General features: G+C 51.7%; 18 protein-coding genes. 12 read left to right on the plus strand and 6 right to left on the minus strand.

Annotated features, from left to right (window positions below; translation table 11 throughout):
* From mrdB to lipA, 7 genes are all read left to right on the plus strand, one after another.
* Positions 1–1113: a peptidoglycan glycosyltransferase MrdB gene (gene mrdB, locus HU143_RS15890; protein WP_000131713.1), complete on the plus strand. Its 1113-nt coding sequence runs from the start codon at positions 1–3 to the stop codon at positions 1111–1113.
* Positions 1114–1123: 10 nt separating this feature from the next.
* Complete coding sequence (gene rlpA / locus HU143_RS15895) at positions 1124–2257, plus strand: endolytic peptidoglycan transglycosylase RlpA (RefSeq protein WP_023227396.1); 1134 nt, start codon at positions 1124–1126, stop codon at positions 2255–2257.
* A 139-nt stretch (positions 2258–2396) separates the two neighbouring features.
* On the plus strand, positions 2397–3608 hold the full coding sequence (gene dacA, locus HU143_RS15900; RefSeq protein ID WP_000858711.1) for a D-alanyl-D-alanine carboxypeptidase DacA: 1212 nt from the start codon (positions 2397–2399) through the stop codon (positions 3606–3608).
* A 108-nt stretch (positions 3609–3716) separates the two neighbouring features.
* Positions 3717–3980, plus strand: a complete 264-nt coding sequence (gene ybeD, locus HU143_RS15905) for a DUF493 family protein YbeD (RefSeq protein WP_000850547.1) — start codon at positions 3717–3719, stop codon at positions 3978–3980.
* A gap of 99 nt (positions 3981–4079) precedes the next feature.
* Positions 4080–4721, plus strand: coding sequence for a lipoyl(octanoyl) transferase LipB (gene lipB, locus HU143_RS15910; protein WP_000284016.1), 642 nt, complete (start codon positions 4080–4082; stop codon positions 4719–4721).
* A gap of 301 nt (positions 4722–5022) precedes the next feature.
* Entirely contained in the window at positions 5023–5976 is a 954-nt protein-coding gene (locus tag HU143_RS15915) for a YbeF family transcriptional regulator (protein WP_001282817.1), read from the plus strand.
* Between the two features lie 205 nt (positions 5977–6181).
* Positions 6182–7147 carry a lipoyl synthase gene (gene lipA / locus HU143_RS15920; RefSeq protein ID WP_000042640.1) on the plus strand — a complete coding sequence of 322 codons (966 nt, stop codon included), beginning with the start codon at positions 6182–6184 and terminating at the stop codon, positions 7145–7147.
* A gap of 85 nt (positions 7148–7232) precedes the next feature.
* On the opposite strand, the gene tatE is transcribed toward lipA, so the two are convergent.
* Both tatE and HU143_RS15930 read right to left on the minus strand, forming a co-directional pair.
* Positions 7233–7436: a twin-arginine translocase subunit TatE gene (gene tatE, locus HU143_RS15925; RefSeq protein ID WP_000503938.1), complete on the minus strand. Its 204-nt coding sequence runs from the start codon at positions 7434–7436 to the stop codon at positions 7233–7235.
* 128 nt (positions 7437–7564) lie between these two features.
* Positions 7565–8353, minus strand: coding sequence for a deaminated glutathione amidase (locus HU143_RS15930; RefSeq protein ID WP_023227395.1), 789 nt, complete (start codon positions 8351–8353; stop codon positions 7565–7567).
* Between the two features lie 90 nt (positions 8354–8443).
* Between HU143_RS15930 and crcB the strand changes: the two genes are divergently transcribed.
* Positions 8444–8827, plus strand: coding sequence for a fluoride efflux transporter CrcB (crcB, locus tag HU143_RS15935; RefSeq protein WP_000939753.1), 384 nt, complete (start codon positions 8444–8446; stop codon positions 8825–8827).
* A 57-nt stretch (positions 8828–8884) separates the two neighbouring features.
* Here crcB and cspE read toward each other — a convergent pair whose 3' ends face one another.
* Both cspE and pagP read right to left on the minus strand, forming a co-directional pair.
* Complete coding sequence (gene cspE, locus HU143_RS15940; RefSeq protein WP_000034826.1) at positions 8885–9094, minus strand: transcription antiterminator/RNA stability regulator CspE; 210 nt, start codon at positions 9092–9094, stop codon at positions 8885–8887.
* Positions 9095–9281: 187 nt separating this feature from the next.
* A complete protein-coding gene (pagP, locus tag HU143_RS15945) occupies positions 9282–9854 on the minus strand; it encodes a lipid IV(A) palmitoyltransferase PagP (protein WP_001623090.1) in 573 nt (190 codons plus the stop codon).
* A gap of 378 nt (positions 9855–10232) precedes the next feature.
* Here pagP and dcuC point away from each other — a divergent pair, with 378 nt between their 5' ends.
* Positions 10233–11618 carry an anaerobic C4-dicarboxylate transporter DcuC gene (dcuC, locus tag HU143_RS15950; protein ID WP_023227394.1) on the plus strand — a complete coding sequence of 462 codons (1386 nt, stop codon included), beginning with the start codon at positions 10233–10235 and terminating at the stop codon, positions 11616–11618.
* A 53-nt stretch (positions 11619–11671) separates the two neighbouring features.
* Here the strand turns inward: dcuC and dpiA are convergent, their stop codons facing one another.
* Together dpiA and dpiB are read right to left on the minus strand one after the other, a co-directional pair.
* Complete coding sequence (gene dpiA / locus HU143_RS15955; protein ID WP_000138779.1) at positions 11672–12352, minus strand: two-component response regulator DpiA; 681 nt, start codon at positions 12350–12352, stop codon at positions 11672–11674.
* Positions 12321–13982, minus strand: a complete 1662-nt coding sequence (dpiB, locus tag HU143_RS15960; RefSeq protein ID WP_023227393.1) for a sensor histidine kinase DpiB — start codon at positions 13980–13982, stop codon at positions 12321–12323. The genes dpiA and dpiB overlap by 32 nt, the downstream gene beginning before the upstream one ends.
* Before the next feature lie 384 nt (positions 13983–14366).
* On the opposite strand from dpiB, the gene citC reads away from it, so the two are divergent.
* Genes citC through citE form a run of 3 tightly spaced genes read left to right on the plus strand, consistent with a single transcriptional unit; the run spans position 14367 to position 16641 of the window.
* On the plus strand, positions 14367–15443 hold the full coding sequence (gene citC, locus HU143_RS15965) for a [citrate (pro-3S)-lyase] ligase (protein ID WP_000467872.1): 1077 nt from the start codon (positions 14367–14369) through the stop codon (positions 15441–15443).
* Positions 15440–15736 carry a citrate lyase acyl carrier protein gene (citD, locus tag HU143_RS15970; protein ID WP_000700679.1) on the plus strand — a complete coding sequence of 99 codons (297 nt, stop codon included), beginning with the start codon at positions 15440–15442 and terminating at the stop codon, positions 15734–15736. Before citC ends, citD begins: the two co-directional genes overlap by 4 nt.
* Positions 15733–16641 carry a citrate (pro-3S)-lyase subunit beta gene (citE, locus tag HU143_RS15975; RefSeq protein WP_000622342.1) on the plus strand — a complete coding sequence of 303 codons (909 nt, stop codon included), beginning with the start codon at positions 15733–15735 and terminating at the stop codon, positions 16639–16641. Before citD ends, citE begins: the two co-directional genes overlap by 4 nt.
* Positions 16642–16646 lie beyond the last annotated feature (5 nt).

Genomic DNA, 16646 nt, shown 5'->3' on the forward strand with positions numbered 1-16646 from the left:
ATGACGGATAATCCGAACAAAAAAACCTTCTGGGACAAAATTCATATCGATCCCACGATGCTACTCATTCTGCTGGCGTTACTGGTTTACAGCGCGTTGGTCATCTGGAGCGCCAGCGGCCAGGACATCGGCATGATGGAGCGTAAAATCGGTCAGATTGCGATGGGGCTGGTGGTCATGGTGGTGATGGCGCAGATCCCGCCGCGCGTGTATGAAGGCTGGGCGCCCTATCTCTATATCATTTGTATCATTTTGCTGGTCGCCGTTGATGCCTTTGGCGCAATATCCAAAGGCGCGCAGCGCTGGCTCGATCTGGGAATCGTTCGCTTTCAGCCTTCGGAAATAGCCAAAATCGCCGTGCCGCTGATGGTCGCCCGCTTTATTAACCGCGACGTCTGCCCGCCCTCGCTGAAAAATACCGCCATCGCCCTGGTATTAATCTTTATGCCTACCCTGCTGGTCGCCGCCCAGCCGGACCTGGGGACGTCTATTCTGGTCGCCCTTTCCGGTCTCTTTGTCCTATTTTTGTCTGGCCTGAGCTGGCGCTTAATTGGGGTCGCCATTGTATTGATCGCTGCGTTTATTCCTATTTTGTGGTTTTTCCTGATGCACGATTACCAACGCCAGCGCGTCATGATGCTCCTTGATCCGGAGACCGATCCGCTGGGCGCGGGCTATCATATTATTCAGTCTAAAATCGCCATTGGCTCAGGCGGCCTGCGCGGTAAAGGCTGGCTCCACGGCACCCAGTCGCAGCTGGAGTTTTTACCCGAACGCCATACCGACTTTATCTTCGCGGTACTGGCGGAAGAGCTCGGTCTGGTGGGCATCCTGATTCTGCTCGCGCTCTATATTTTGCTAATAATGCGCGGTCTGTGGATTGCCGCCAGAGCGCAAACTACATTTGGTCGCGTGATGGCTGGCGGATTAATGTTAATATTATTCGTTTATGTCTTCGTAAATATTGGTATGGTGAGCGGTATTCTGCCTGTGGTTGGAGTACCTTTACCCCTGGTCAGCTACGGGGGCTCCGCACTGATTGTGCTGATGGCCGGGTTCGGGATTGTGATGTCGATCCACACCCACAGAAAAATGTTGTCGAAAAGCGTATAAGGGGTGCGCAATGCGTAAGCAGTTGCCTGTAATCTGCGTCGCGGCAGGGATAGTACTACTCGCGGCATGTACTAATGACGGCGGTCAGCAGCAAACCACCGTCGCGCCGCAACCTGCGGTATGTAATGGTCCGACTGTGGAAATCAGCGGAGCGGAACCGCGTTATGAACCTCTGAATCCGACCGCAAACCAGGATTATCAGCGTGACGGTAAAAGTTATAAAATCGTTCAGGACCCGTCCCGCTTTAGCCAGGCTGGCCTGGCCGCTATTTATGATGCGGAACCCGGCAGTAATTTAACCGCCTCCGGGGAGATGTTCGATCCGATGCAGCTTACCGCCGCCCATCCGACACTGCCTATCCCCAGCTATGCGCGAATCACCAACCTAGCCAACGGTCGCATGATCGTCGTGCGTATTAACGATCGCGGCCCCTATGGCACCGATCGGGTCATCTCCCTGTCCCGCGCGGCGGCGGATCGTCTGAATACCTCGAATAATACTAAAGTACGGATTGACCCTATTATCGTGGCGCCGGATGGTTCGCTCTCCGGCCCGGGGATGGCCTGTACGACGGTGGCGAAACAGACCTACGCTCTGCCCCCGCGCCCTGATTTAAGCGGCGGAATGGGAAGCGCCTCTTCAGCGCCTGCGCAACCGCAAGGCGACGTTCTTCCGGTCAGTAATTCCACGTTGAAAAGTGACGATACCACCGGCGCGCCGGTGAGCAGCAGCGGCTTCCTCGGCGCGCCGACCACGCTGGCGCCTGGCGTGCTGGAGGGTAATGAACCGACGCCGGCGCCACAGCCAGCGCCGGTTTCCGCGCCGGTGGCGGCTCCAGCGACGGCTCCAGCGACTGCGACGCCGGTAAGCGCGCCTGCCGCCGCTGCCCCGGTGAGTGCGCCAGCCACCGCGGCGAGCGGTCGTTTCGTCGTCCAGGTCGGCGCCGTCAGCGATCAAACGCGTGCGCAGCAGTACCAACAGCGTTTAAGCCAGCAGTTCAGCGTACCAGGGCGCGTAATACAAAACGGCGCGGTCTGGCGTATTCAACTGGGGCCTTTTGCCAGTAAAGCCGAAGCCAGCGCGTTACAGCAACGTTTGCAAACAGAAGCACAATTACAGTCCTTTATCGCCAGCGCGCAGTAACCGATCGCAGGTATCTGTACTGTCAATTTCTGTAAATGACATTAACAAAGTCACGCGGAAAGTCAGATGCCTGCCAGTTATGCTTTTGCTATAGTAGGGCTCTTTTTTTAATTTCATCACGGACGTCGTAGTTCAGACCATGAAGACCACTTTTTCCGCTCGTTTTATGCAGCGCATGGCGCTCACCACGGCGCTTTGTGCCGCGTTTATCTCAACCGCACATGCCGATGACCTGAATATCAAAACTATGATCCCGGGCGTTCCGCAGATCGATGCGGAATCCTACATCCTGATCGACTACAACTCCGGCAAAGTTCTGGCGGAACAAAACGCCGACGAACGTCGCGACCCGGCTAGTCTGACAAAGATGATGACCAGTTACGTCATCGGACAGGCAATGAAAGCGGGTAAATTTAAAGAAACCGACCTGGTTACCGTCGGTAATGACGCCTGGGCCACCGGCAATCCGGTATTTAAAGGCTCCTCGCTGATGTTCCTCAAGCCGGGAATGCAGGTACCGGTCTCTCAGTTGATACGCGGCATCAATCTGCAATCCGGCAATGACGCCTGTGTGGCGATGGCTGATTTCGCCGCCGGTAGCCAGGATGCTTTCGTCGGGCTGATGAACAGCTATGTGAACGCGTTGGGGCTGAAAAATACCCACTTCCAGACCGTACACGGCCTGGACGCCGACGGACAATACAGTTCAGCTCGCGATATGGCGCTGATTGGTCAGGCGTTAATTCGCGATGTGCCTAACGAATATGCCGTTTATAAAGAAAAAGAGTTCACCTTTAACGGCATTCGCCAGTTAAACCGTAACGGTCTGCTGTGGGATAACAGCCTGAATGTGGACGGCATCAAAACCGGCCATACCAGCAAAGCGGGCTATAATCTGGTCGCTTCCGCAACCGAAGGCCAGATGCGATTGATTTCCGCCGTGATGGGCGGACGGACCTATAAAGGCCGTGAAACAGAAAGCAAAAAACTGCTGACGTGGGGCTTCCGTTTCTTTGAAACCGTTAATCCGCTGAAGGCTGGTAAAGAGTTCGCCTCTGAACCCGCCTGGTTTGGTAATACCGATCGCGCCTCGCTGGGCGTCGATAAAGACGTTTACCTGACGATCCCTCGCGGTCGCATGAAAGATTTGAAAGCGAGCTATGTACTGAATACCGCAGAACTGCACGCGCCGCTGCAGAAAAACCAGGTAGTCGGCACCATCAACTTCCAGCTGGACGGTAAAACCATCGAGCAGCGTCCGCTGGTCGTACTGCAAGAGATCCCGGAAGGGAACTTCTTCGGTAAAATCATTGATTACATTAAATTAATGTTCCATCACTGGTTTGGATAAAAATTGAACGCTTGAAAGTGTGATTTTCGTCCCCATATACTATGCATCAGTAAAACTCCCGCCCTGTGGCGGGAGTTGTTATTTTTTTTACGTAATGCCGGAGCTGACATGAAAACCAAACTTAACGAACTGCTTGAATTCCCTACGCCATTTACTTACAAAGTAATGGGGCAGGCGTTACCTGAGCTGGTTGATCAGGTGGTTGAAGTGGTACAGCGCCATGCGCCTGGTGATTACTCTCCGACGGTAAAACCGAGCAGCAAAGGCAACTACCACTCGGTCTCTATCACCATTAATGCCACCCATATTGAACAGGTTGAAACGCTGTACGAAGAACTGGGCAATATTGATATCGTGCGAATGGTATTGTAATACATCCAGACGGTTACCCGGTCTTATCCGGGTAACTCCCCGCCTCCCCCGCTGTGATATACTTTCCTCTCTTTTTTCATTCTCTACGGAGATGCCGTTTTGTATCAGGATAAAATCCTTGTCCGCCAGCTCGGCCTTCAGCCCTATGAAGCTATCTCTCAGGCCATGCATAACTTTACCGATATGCGCGATGAAAACAGCCATGATGAAATCTGGTTGGTTGAGCATTACCCGGTGTTTACCCAGGGCCAGGCCGGTAAAGCGGAACATATATTGATGCCTGGCGATATTCCCGTTGTGCAGAGCGATCGTGGAGGACAGGTGACCTATCATGGTCCGGGCCAACAGGTAATGTACGTTTTACTTAACCTGAAACGACGTAAACTGGGCGTGCGTGATTTAGTCACCCTACTTGAACAGACCGTGGTAAATACGCTGGCTGAAATGGGTATTGAGGCGCATCCGCGCGCCGATGCGCCGGGCGTCTACGTGGGTGAAAAGAAAATCTGCTCGCTGGGTTTACGTATCCGTCGCGGCTGCTCATTCCACGGTTTAGCGCTAAACGTTAACATGGATCTTTCTCCTTTCCTGCGTATCAACCCGTGTGGTTATGCCGGCATGGAAATGGCTAAAATAACGCAGTGGAAGGAAGACGCTACCACGGATAATATTGCGCCCCGCTTGCTGGCGAATATTTTAGCTCTGCTAAATAATCCACCGTATGAATATATTGCTGCTTAATGCGTAAAATATAATGGCCCAAGAAATTTATGGGTCATTAATCATATATGATTTGAATGCTTTACTTCTCCCCCCGCTTTCTATATTTTCGTTATATCCCTGCTGTAGCCGCCAGGCGGCATGGCCTCTTCAGTCCTCATGATGAGGAATTTTCCGTGAACAAAATCCCGGCCTTGCTGTTACTTATCTTATTGAAATGACTAAAAATACATTCATAAGAGTAATTTTAAAACCAACTCATAAATGCAAAATATACTATTTCATCTATTATTCATAATACGAATGAATTCGGAGCCAGAGCGTGAGTGATAATAATCAGGCAGAAAGACAACCGGCCGATCAACACCTACAAGACAAACCGCAAATTTTCAGAACACTGAGAAATATTGACCTCAATCTGTTGACGATTTTCGAGGCCGTATATGTCCATAAAGGGATCGTCAATGCAGCGAAAATTCTTAACCTGACGCCGTCAGCCATTAGCCAGTCCATTCAAAAATTAAGGACTATATTTCCCGATCCGCTGTTTATTCGCAAAGGCCAGGGCGTAACGCCCACGACGTATGCTACGCATCTGCACGAATACATCAGCCAGGGGCTGGAATCTATTCTTGGCGCCCTGGATCTTACGGGCAGCTATGATAAGCAACGCACCATTACAATTGGCACGACGCCTTCGGTCGGCGCGCTAGTGATGCCGATTATTTACCAGGCCATCAGGCCGCGTTATCCTCAGCTTTTGCTGCGCAACATTCCGGTAGACGATGCCGAAAGCCAGCTTAGTCAGTTTCAGACCGATCTCATTATCAATACCCATAGCTATAACAACCGGAGCATTCAGCATCACGTCCTGTTTAGCGATACGCTTGAGATTGTCTGCCGCCAGCATCACCCGTGTCTGGCGAACGCCATTACTGAAGAGAGACTGAACAGCGCGGATCACACCTTTCTGATGCTGGAGGGACAACATCTTTCCCTGCTGCGCCAGCGACTGCAGGAGACATTTCCCGATCAGCAAATCAGTTTTAGCAGCTACAATATTTTTACCATTGCCTCGCTGATCGCCAGCAGCGATCTGCTGGGACTGATGCCCACCCGCTTCTACGACTTATTTAGCCGTTGCTGGCCGCTTGAACGCCTTCCCTACGCGCCGGTGAATAGTGAACAGGTCGAGTTCTCGCTGCATTACAATAAACTGAGTCTGCGCGATCCGGTGCTGGAGAACGTCATTGATATCATCCGTGAGGCGTTCTGACAAAAATGTTGCATTCAGGTCACGGAAGATATGGGCAAACAGCACAAAACAACAACTATTTTACATTTTGCCGGGCTGTCAGGCTGCTTTATGGCCCTTATCAATGATATACTGCGTGTCACAAATTCAAAAATAGTTGATAAATACAACTTTCCCTTGAATTGAAACGCTTTCCTTCGTTATTCGCAACTGGAACACGCACGCTATGAGTAAACCCATTGTGATGGAACGCGGTGTAAAATACCGCGATGCCGATAAGATGGCTCTTATCCCGGTTAAAAATGTGGTCACAGAGCGCGACGCTCTACTACGTAAACCGGAATGGATGAAAATAAAACTTCCGGCGGATTCTACCCGTATCCAGGGCATCAAAGCCGCAATGCGCAAAAATGGCCTGCATTCTGTCTGCGAGGAAGCGTCTTGCCCAAACCTGGCTGAATGTTTCAACCACGGTACCGCTACGTTTATGATCCTTGGCGCCATTTGCACTCGCCGCTGTCCGTTCTGTGATGTCGCCCATGGCCGCCCCGTTGCGCCGGATGCGGAAGAGCCGCAGAAACTGGCGCAAACGATCGCCGACATGGCGCTACGCTATGTGGTCATCACCTCTGTCGACCGTGACGATCTGCGTGACGGCGGTGCCCAGCATTTTGCTGACTGCATCACTGCCATCCGCGCCAAAAGCCCGGAGATAAAAATAGAGACCCTGGTGCCAGACTTCCGTGGACGTATGGATCGCGCGCTGGATATCCTTAACGCGACGCCGCCGGATGTGTTTAACCACAACCTGGAAAACGTGCCGCGTATTTACCGCCAGGTTCGTCCGGGCGCCGATTACAACTGGTCGCTGAAATTACTGGAACGCTTCAAAGAAGCGCACCCGGAAATTCCGACAAAATCGGGTCTGATGGTGGGCTTAGGCGAAACCAATGCGGAAATCATTGAGGTTATGCGCGACTTACGCCGTCACGGCGTTACCATGCTGACGCTTGGTCAGTATCTACAGCCAAGCCGCCATCACCTGCCGGTACAGCGTTATGTCAGCCCGGAAGAGTTTGACGAGATGAAAGCGGAAGCCCTGGCGATGGGCTTTACCCATGCCGCCTGTGGCCCCTTTGTACGTTCTTCGTACCATGCTGATCTCCAGGCCAAAGGCATGGAAGTGAAATGATCGTGTAATAGACGCTTACATTTCAGGCAAAAAAAACCGGCAACTCGCCGGTTTTTTTACTCTGCGGAGCAAGCGCATCGCGCAATTACTCTTTGTGCGAGAGTTTTTCAGCCTGAACGCTACCGTCGACGTCTTTCTTAACGCCCGCGTCTTCATCGTTCATTGCTTTCTTGAATCCTTTAATCGCCGTGCCCAGGTCTCCGCCCAGCGTACGTAACTTCTTGGTACCAAACAGCAGAACAACCAGTGCGGCAACCACCAGCAGTTTGGTAATACTAATCTCACCCATAGATACCTTCTTCACTAAAAACAGGCTGCGTAACGCGCCGGATTAACCTGAGAATATTAACGGTCTTTCGACGCGCGCACACAATAGCAATCTGTAACAAGGTGAATCAAGCTTTGCGTAAAAAAACATCATAATAATTGCGGTGGCGCAAATCGTCGTTGCTGCAAAAGAGGAAGTTGCTCCCGCACCTGGTCTATTCGTTCTCTGAATATTTCCGCGACGATCAGCGCCGGACGATCGGCTGCCGCGGCTATCGTTACCCCCAACGGATCGATAATACGACTTTGACCAATATTACGATTACCACACTCCCCGGCCGCAATCATATAGCAGGTGGTATCCAGCGCTCTCGCCGCCAGCAGCGTCGACCACTGCTGCTCTTTCAACGGGCCGCGAACCCAGCCCGTCGGCAGCGCCAATACGTCAGCCCCCTGTAAAGCCAGCGCTAACGCCATGTCCGGAAAGCGCAGGTCATAACAGGTCATAAGCCCCACCTTAACCCCCTCCACGTCCAGCACAGGCGCGATAACGGTTCCGGCATCAATACTTTGGGATTCTTGCATCGAAAACGCATCATAGAGATGCAGCTTCGCGTAACGCGCGACAATGTGACCCGCCCGTAGCGCCACCAGCATATTAACCGCCCGTCCAGGCGTTGACGGGACAAGGATAGTGAATATCGTCGTCATATTATTATGAGCGCTTTCTTCCTGAAGCCGCGTCATAAACGCGCCATCCAGCGGCTGCGCGGCGCGAATCGGCAGGTCAAGGTCGATGTCATCTCGCGCTAATATCCCCTCAGGCAGCACCAGAAGCGATACGCCGCGGCCCGCCGCCTGAGCCATTAACGAAACGCAAACTTGCGCATTCTTTTCCCATACAGAACTCACCACAAACTGCCCGGCTGCAACGAACATATCCCCTCCCACACCTCTGTCAGGACTCGCCAATTATGCGTGTTCGGCGTTACACTCCTCCTGTATAGCAACTAAATAAAGGATTCGGCAGTGTTACAGCTTCTTTTAGCAGTTTTTATCGGCGGTGGAACGGGGAGCGTAGCCCGGTGGATGCTCAGTATGCGTTTTAATCCGCTTCATCAGGCGATTCCCATCGGTACGCTAACAGCAAATTTGCTTGGCGCGTTTATTATCGGCATGGGGTTCGCCTGGTTTAACCGCATGACACATATCGATCCGATGTGGAAAGTGCTCATTACGACTGGCTTTTGCGGCGGCCTGACGACCTTTTCTACTTTTTCTGCCGAAGTGGTATTCTTGCTGCAAGAGGGGCGCTTTGGCTGGGCGCTGCTGAATGTGCTGATTAACCTGTTGGGTTCGTTTGCCATGACGGCGCTGGCATTCTGGCTATTTTCCGCCGCAGCGGCGCGTTAAGCGCAAAAAAAACCCGCCGAAAGGGCGGGTTTTGAAATCTTGCTGTCGGACGTATGCTTACAGAGCAGTTACGTTTGCAGCGGAAGGGCCTTTGGCACCGTTAGTGATTTCGAACTCTACGCGCTGACCTTCAGCCAGAGTTTTAAAACCATTGGTCTGGATTGCAGAGAAGTGTACGAACACGTCTTTGCTGCCATCTTCCGGAGTAATGAAACCGAATCCTTTGGATTCATTAAACCACTTAACGTTACCTTTAATCTTAGACATCAAAATTACCTTTACATGAAAAATAGACACAAATGCTGTGTCGGATACCAGTACAACAATTGTGATGCATTTTGTCCAGTCGAACTTTGCGAAAAAGTGATAAATATCGCGTTAATTTTTAGCAAACCCTATCTACTTATTGTTTTTTAAGGCTTTTTAATTCACAACAGAACAATGCCCTTCCCCGTCAAAACTGGAAACGCATCCAGGCGAAATAGACGTTTCCGTTGTTATACGAACCCGGAATGTAGGTCATCTGAAAGGTAGCGGGACCATAGCCTATCGACGCTAAAGGCAACAGCACAGGGATGGGAATATAATTCCAGTTGTCGCGCGCGGTAACGCCTGCGGTAAAGCCCAGTCCCAGACGAAAATTATCGTCTTCCAGCGGTCGCCAGGTTTTTTCCCAGCCATAACCGCCTATGGGTTCCCATTTGTTAAATGAATCTTTAAAGGCCATCATATAGAGGCCATGCCAGTTGCCTTTGTCGTCCCAGCGCGACTGACCAAAACCAACGCCCCACGGCCGCTCGTTATAGCGATCCGTTTTCTCTTTATCGTAGGCAAAGCGCGCATGCCAGGTAATGGCGGGGACATACAAATCATAATGCTCAGGCTGTCGCCACGTTTCTGCGACGTTATCGGTAAACGTGTTAAACCACCCTTTATCCGCCGCAGAGACTGAAGGAATAGCCAGCCATGGCATAACAAGGAGAGCAATAATAAGAAAATACTTTCTGATAATCATCACAACAGCCATACCGTTCAAAAATTCGACTGTGATAATAACAACATTAACCTGAATAAAATCTTAACAAACTATAAACAGAGAATAATCTGAGAGAGTATCGGGTTAACGGCGTTTGATTTAGCACTCAGAACCGTCGCGCGCTCCTTAATAAGCTTTCACAAAAAACACAAAACAAAGCACAACAAATAAAACAATAAAATAACAATAAATTAATACTTATAGCGCTACAGAAAATTCGTTTAAGCATATTTCATCTTTAGCGATGACATGAAAAAATAACCGCGCCGTGATTTTAATCAGTAAGGCGCCATCCTTTATTCGGTACATTTTTATACCACTTTTGTGGTTCTTATTTTTACTCTGGGTGTCGATAAGACAGGGGAAACAATGCTAACAGTTATAGAGCTCCTTATCGGAGTCGTCGTTATTGTGGGTGTAGCGCGCTACATCATTAAGGGATATTCCGCCACTGGCGTTTTATTTGTCGGCGGTCTGGTTCTGCTTATTATCAGCGCGCTGATGGGGCATAAGGTATTACCTGCCAGCGAAACCAGTACCGGCTATACCGCAACAGATATTGTTGAATACATCAAAATTTTGCTTATGAGTCGCGGCGGCGATCTTGGCATGATGATCATGATGCTGTGCGGCTTTGCCGCCTATATGACGCATATCGGCGCGAATGATATGGTCGTGAAGCTAGCGTCGAAACCTTTACAGTACATAAACTCGCCCTACCTGTTGATGATTGCCGCCTATTTTGTCGCCTGCCTGATGTCGCTGGCCGTCTCTTCCGCGACGGGGCTTGGCGTACTGCTCATGGCTACTCTCTTCCCGGTGATGGTCAACGTCGGCATTAGCCGCGGCGCGGCGGCGGCTATTTGCGCTTCGCCGGCCGCCATCATCCTCTCGCCAACGTCTGGCGATGTGGTTTTAGCCGCAAAAGCGGCGGAGATGCCGTTAATCGATTTTGCGTTCAAAACCACGCTGCCGATTTCCATCGCCGCCATTATCGGTATGGCGATTGCGCATTTTTTCTGGCAACGCTATCTGGATAAAAAAGAGAACATTTCACATGAGATGCTGGACGTGGCGGAGATTACCACCACGGCCCCGGCGTTTTATGCCCTTTTGCCGTTCACGCCCATTATCGGCGTACTGATTTTTGACGGTAAATGGGGGCCGCAGTTGCACATTATTACCATTCTGGTGATCTGTATGCTGCTGGCCGCCGTGCTGGAATTCGTGCGCGGCTTCAACACGCAAAATGTGTTTTCCGGCCTGGAAGTGGCTTATCGCGGCATGGCGGATGCGTTTGCCGGCGTTGTGATGCTGCTGGTCGCGGCGGGCGTTTTCGCCCAGGGGCTGAGCACCATTGGCTTTATCCAAAGTCTGATCTCGATTGCCACTTCTTTTGGTTCCGCCAGCATTATTCTGATGCTGGTATTAGTGATTTTAACCATGCTGGCCGCGATGACCACCGGTTCAGGCAATGCGCCTTTTTACGCCTTTGTTGAGATGATCCCTAAACTGGCGCACTCCTCCGGTATCAACCCAGCCTATTTATCCATCCCAATGCTGCAAGCCTCAAACCTGGGGCGCACGATTTCGCCGGTCTCCGGCGTCGTGGTCGCTGTCGCCGGGATGGCTAAAATATCACCGTTTGAAGTGGTGAAGCGCACGTCCGTTCCGGTCATCGTCGGTCTGTTGATCGTCATTATCGCCACGGAAATTATGGTGCCAGGCGCCTCTTCCAGCGTTACTGGCAGCTGATAGCCGGTAAGCCGGGGCGAGGGAAAACATCGCCCCGGCATCTTAAACCAGGCTTAGCCGCCGTGGTAAATACGCTGCGGCCTGCCCACTTTGCCATGAATAATCTCTGCGACAATCAGGTGCCGACTCGCGCAATATTCCAGGTAGCGTCGGGATGTGGTGCGGCTTATCGTTAAGGCCTGCGCGACCGTTTCAGCCGTATGGCGTACGGTTGGATCGGCAAACAGCTTCATCACCGCATTAAGGGTTAAGGCATCAATACCGGTCGGCAAATCCCCTTTCGGTTCGCCGCGCGCATAGGCGTTGAACATTTCATCTATCTGCTTCTGGCTTGCGCTATCCGCGCTCGCCAGCATACGTCTGCGCTGTTGATAGCGGGTCAGCGTCTGCCCCAAACGCTCATAAGCAATAGGTTTGACCAGATAATCAAACGCGCCGCTACGTACCGCTTCCGCTACCGTCTCCATGTCACTGGCGGCGGTCGTAAACACAACGCCGCCGGGATAGCGCGACTGCATTAATTCATGCAGCAGCGTAATCCCCTTCCCATCCGGCAGATAATTATCCAACAGAATTAATCCAGGTTTGAACCGGTCAATCATCATTCTCGCCTGCGCCAGATTGCCCGCCAGCCATATCTGCTTAAAGCCAGGAATATGGCGGATATATTCTGCGTGCATCTCCGCCAGCAGCGTTTCATCCTCAACGATCAATAGGGTTAATGGTTCTGTCATCGTTTTTTTTCACTTTCGGAAGGAATAAAGAAAATAAGGTGCCACAAGGATCATTGTCTTCCAGCGTAATGACCCCGCCACAGCGCCCCACATAACTTGCAATCAGATATAACCCGATACCATGCTCACCGGGTTCGTCGGTGCGGGTACTTACGCCCTGTTCAAAAATTTTTTCCCGCAGCGCTTCAGGAACGCCGCAGCCCTGGTCAGCGACCTCTATCACCACCTCGTCGCCCTCGTCGCTCAGGAAAAGTTCGATGGTATTGTCGCCTTCCTGTGTACGCAAACTCGCCTCAAACGCGTTATCCAGCAGATTCCCGACGATGGCGGCGAACTCCGTGCTATCCAGCCCCTCCGGCAGTTGATGTAGCTGGCTGCCGGGAACAATCACCATCTTGAGCCCCAGTTCACGCGCGCGCTGAACTTTGCCAAACAGCAAACCGGCCACCTGACGATCGGCGAAGGCGCCGCGTAAACTATCAATAAGTTGCTGCTGCGCCTGCGATTCGCCCTGCACCATCTCTCTGACCCGATCATACTCTTTCATTTGCAGCAGGCCGTTCAGAGTCGACATCCAGTTCAGGTGCTCATGGCGTAGCGTGCGCAGGCTCTCAACATACTGTTTAATCTGGGTTAGCTGCGCGTTCAACGTCGCGATTTCATCTTTGCTGCGAAAACTAATAATAGCGCCCAGCAGCTCCTCGCCGGAACGGATAGCCTCACGATTGGCGATGACGCTCAGGCCATTGAAGTTGGCCATCACGTCCTGGCGTCTTTCCGCGATCTGGCAGGTAAAAAAGTCTGCCGGATTGACGACTTCCGCTATCAGCTTGCCCAGCCACTGACGCCCCGGCGACGGCAGCCCCAACATTTTTCTCGCACTGCGGTTAATCGCGGTAATATGTCCCTCCGGATCAACGGCGATCAGCCCTTCATAAACCGAGCTAAATAACGCCTCCTGCTGGCGTACCACGCGCGCAATCTGTTTCGGCTCCATGCCCAGCATTTGTCGGCGGATATGCGCGGCGAAAAACCAGGAAAGCAGCATTAATACCACCAGCAACAGGACAAAAACCCCCGCCATCGGTAATAAGAAGTCCAGCCGCCAGGAGTCGATTTTACTGACCAGATAGCCAATTGAAACAACGCCGATCACGTTGCCTTTGTTGTCAAAGATAGGCGTTTTGGCGCGCATCGCCATCCCTATTGAGCCCTTACCGGTAATGAAATAACTTTCTCCTCTTTCCAGCGCGCCGGGTTTCGTAAACTGCATGGGATAGCCGATTTTTTCCGGATTCGGATGGTAAAGCCGGATCGAGTGGCGATCGCCTATCACCACATAGTCAAAATCCGTCCCGCGCTGCAGTTTATTCGCAATTATCGCCAGGCGTTTATAGTCCCGGCTTTTTACGGCAGCGATAATGCTGTCGTTAGAAGCAATAATTTTTGCCTGATTCATCGCCATATCACGAACATGGGACGCCAGATAATCTTCGAAACTGGCAGACAAATATTGTGCTAACGCTGCCACGATGAAAACAGAAACCACCAGAATGAGCAGAAAAATACGTAACGGAAACGCGAGTTGCCGAAAAAAAGGAAACAGCTTTTTATTTTTCTGATAGGACATTAAGGTTCCTTATGGGCATTTCTCTTCAGATTTATCGCAAATGTAATAAAAATGTTTTGAGTATCTTGAAGCATATAAAAACCAATCGTTACAGATTCCCCACATTAAATCAATTAAACAACTAAAACCCACCGCCGGAATGGCGATTAAATTAATTAAAAAACTTAAAACCATAAAACACTTAAAAACCATCTAACGCTTTGTGAAATAAATCAAAATTTACCACCAAAATACTCCTTACGATGTATACGTCAGAGAGAAAAATAAATAACTCGTCATAAAAATACTCCCACTCTGACTGAAAAGAAAAAGTTATCAAGTTGCAACACAGCGCAACATATACAGAAAAGTGGCAACAAGCATATCACCAGGATATTTCTTACTATATTTGGCAATAATGTATTCACTCGGGTAAAACGCTCTGAAAATAAAAAAATGGCGGAGATCGCTCACTTTCTCAAAGAGAATGATTTAAGCGTCGATACCACTGTAGAAGTGTTTATTACCGTCAGCCGTGATGACCGTCTTATTGCCTGCGGCGGTATTGCCGGAAATATCATTAAATGCGTGGCCATTAGCGAATCAGTACGCGGCGAAGGCTTAGCGTTAACGCTGGCGACGGAATTGATTAATCTCGCCTGGGAACGGCACTGCACCCATCTTTTTATTTATACCAAAACGGAATACGAAGCGCTGTTTAAACAGTGCAGCTTTTCGACGATAGCCAGCGTCCCTGGCGTGATGGTCTTAATGGAAAATAGCGCGACCCGGTTGAAACGGTATGCGGAATCGCTGGCGACATTGCGTCATGAGGGAAAGAAAATTGGCTGTATTGTGATGAACGCCAATCCTTTCACGCACGGCCATCGCTATCTGATCCAACAGGCGGCGGCACAGTGCGACTGGCTGCATCTGTTCCTGGTCAAAGAAGATACGTCACGCTTTCCCTATGAAGACCGACTCGATCTGGTCCTTAAAGGGACTACCGATATCCCGCGCTTAACCGTTCACCGCGGCTCCGAATACATTATTTCTCGTGCGACGTTCCCCTGCTATTTCATTAAAGAGCAGAGCGTCATTAATCACTGTTATACCGAAATCGACCTGAAGATTTTCCGCCAGTATCTGGCGCCCGCGCTTGGCATCACACACCGCTTTGTCGGTACGGAGCCGTTTTGCACCGTTACCGCCCAGTACAACCTTGATATGCGTTTCTGGCTGGAGACGCCAACGCTTCCCGCCCCACCCATTACGCTGGTGGAAATAGAGCGGCTTTGCTTCCAGGAGACGCCGATATCCGCCTCCTGGGTACGCAAGCTGCTGGTTAAACACGATCTCACGGCTATCGCGCCGCTGGTTCCCGACGCCACCCTGCGCTATTTGCAGGGCATGGTCGAACGCCATCCGGGCAGCGCGGCAGCCCGTCAAAAGTCCCCCGTATTAGCAACAGGTGAAAAATGAAAATAAACCAGCTAGCCGTCGCAGGCACGCTTGAGTCCGGCGATGTGATGATACGCATTGCGCCGCTCGATACGCAGGATATTGACCTGCAAATCAACAGTAGCGTTGAAAAACAGTTTGGCGAGGCCATTCGCGCCACCATCCTGGAGGTGCTTTCTCGCTACGACGTGCGCGGCGTACAACTGAACGTCGATGATAAAGGCGCTCTGGACTGCATTTTGCGCGCCCGACTGGAAACGCTACTGGCGCGCGCCAGCGGTATTGCCGCTCTGCCCTGGGAGGATCGCCAATGATTTCCGCCTCTCTGCAACAACGTAAAACCCGCACCCGCCGCAGTATGTTATTCGTACCGGGCGCCAACGCGGCGATGGTGAGCAATTCGTTTATCTACCCGGCCGACGCGCTGATGTTCGACCTGGAAGACTCCGTTGCATTACGCGAAAAAGACGCGGCGCGCCGTCTGGTATATCACGCGCTGCAACACCCGCTTTACCGTGACGTCGAAACCATTGTCCGCGTGAATGCGCTGGATTCCGAATGGGGCGTCAACGATCTGGAAGCGGTCGTGCGCGGCGGCGCGGACGTGGTGCGTTTACCGAAAACCGACACCGCGCAGGACGTCATTGATATCGAAAACGAAATTCTGCGCATTGAAAACGCCTGCGGTCGCGAACCGGGCAGTACCGGCCTGTTAGCCGCCGTGGAATCGCCGCTGGGTATTACCCGCGCGGTAGAAATCGCCCACGCCTCTGAACGGTTGATCGGGATTGCGCTGGGCGCGGAAGACTATGTTCGCAACCTGCGCACCGAACGCTCTCCGGAAGGCACCGAACTGCTGTTCGCCCGCTGCGCCATTTTGCAGGCCGCGCGTTCCGCCGGCATTCAGGCCTTCGATACCGTCTATTCCGACGCCAACAACGAAGCCGGTTTCCTGCAAGAAGCCGCCCACATTAAACAGTTGGGCTTTGACGGTAAGTCACTGATCAACCCCCGCCAGATAGAACTGCTGCACAACCTTTATGCGCCGACGCGTAAAGAGGTCGCCCATGCGCGTCTGGTCGTTGAGGCCGCAGAAGCCGCCGCCCGCGAAGGTCTCGGCGTCGTTTCCCTTAACGGCAAGATGGTCGACAGCCCGGTGATTGAACGCGCCCGTCTGGTGCTCTCCCGTGCAGAACTTTCCGGTATTCGCGAAGAATAAGGCAA

It is taken from the genome of Salmonella sp. SJTUF14076, assembly GCF_015534835.1.
GTDB lineage: Bacteria > Pseudomonadota > Gammaproteobacteria > Enterobacterales > Enterobacteriaceae > Salmonella > Salmonella enterica.

Excerpts from the sequence above, each read along its gene's own strand:
- citD (WP_000700679.1), top strand. The coding sequence starts at position 15,440 with ATGAAAATAAACCAGCTAGCCGTCGCAGGCACGCTTGAGTCCGGCGAT.
- pagP (WP_001623090.1), bottom strand. The coding sequence starts at position 9,854 with ATGGCTGTTGTGATGATTATCAGAAAGTATTTTCTTATTATTGCTCTC.
- tatE (WP_000503938.1), bottom strand. The coding sequence starts at position 7,436 with ATGGGTGAGATTAGTATTACCAAACTGCTGGTGGTTGCCGCACTGGTT.
- lipA (WP_000042640.1), top strand. The coding sequence starts at position 6,182 with ATGAGTAAACCCATTGTGATGGAACGCGGTGTAAAATACCGCGATGCC.
- dpiB (WP_023227393.1), bottom strand. The coding sequence starts at position 13,982 with ATGTCCTATCAGAAAAATAAAAAGCTGTTTCCTTTTTTTCGGCAACTC.
- rlpA (WP_023227396.1), top strand. The coding sequence starts at position 1,124 with ATGCGTAAGCAGTTGCCTGTAATCTGCGTCGCGGCAGGGATAGTACTA.
- cspE (WP_000034826.1), bottom strand. The coding sequence starts at position 9,094 with ATGTCTAAGATTAAAGGTAACGTTAAGTGGTTTAATGAATCCAAAGGA.
- dpiA (WP_000138779.1), bottom strand. The coding sequence starts at position 12,352 with ATGACAGAACCATTAACCCTATTGATCGTTGAGGATGAAACGCTGCTG.
- citE (WP_000622342.1), top strand. The coding sequence starts at position 15,733 with ATGATTTCCGCCTCTCTGCAACAACGTAAAACCCGCACCCGCCGCAGT.
- mrdB (WP_000131713.1), top strand. The coding sequence starts at position 1 with ATGACGGATAATCCGAACAAAAAAACCTTCTGGGACAAAATTCATATC.
- ybeD (WP_000850547.1), top strand. The coding sequence starts at position 3,717 with ATGAAAACCAAACTTAACGAACTGCTTGAATTCCCTACGCCATTTACT.
- dcuC (WP_023227394.1), top strand. The coding sequence starts at position 10,233 with ATGCTAACAGTTATAGAGCTCCTTATCGGAGTCGTCGTTATTGTGGGT.
- dacA (WP_000858711.1), top strand. The coding sequence starts at position 2,397 with ATGAAGACCACTTTTTCCGCTCGTTTTATGCAGCGCATGGCGCTCACC.
- HU143_RS15930 (WP_023227395.1), bottom strand. The coding sequence starts at position 8,353 with ATGTTCGTTGCAGCCGGGCAGTTTGTGGTGAGTTCTGTATGGGAAAAG.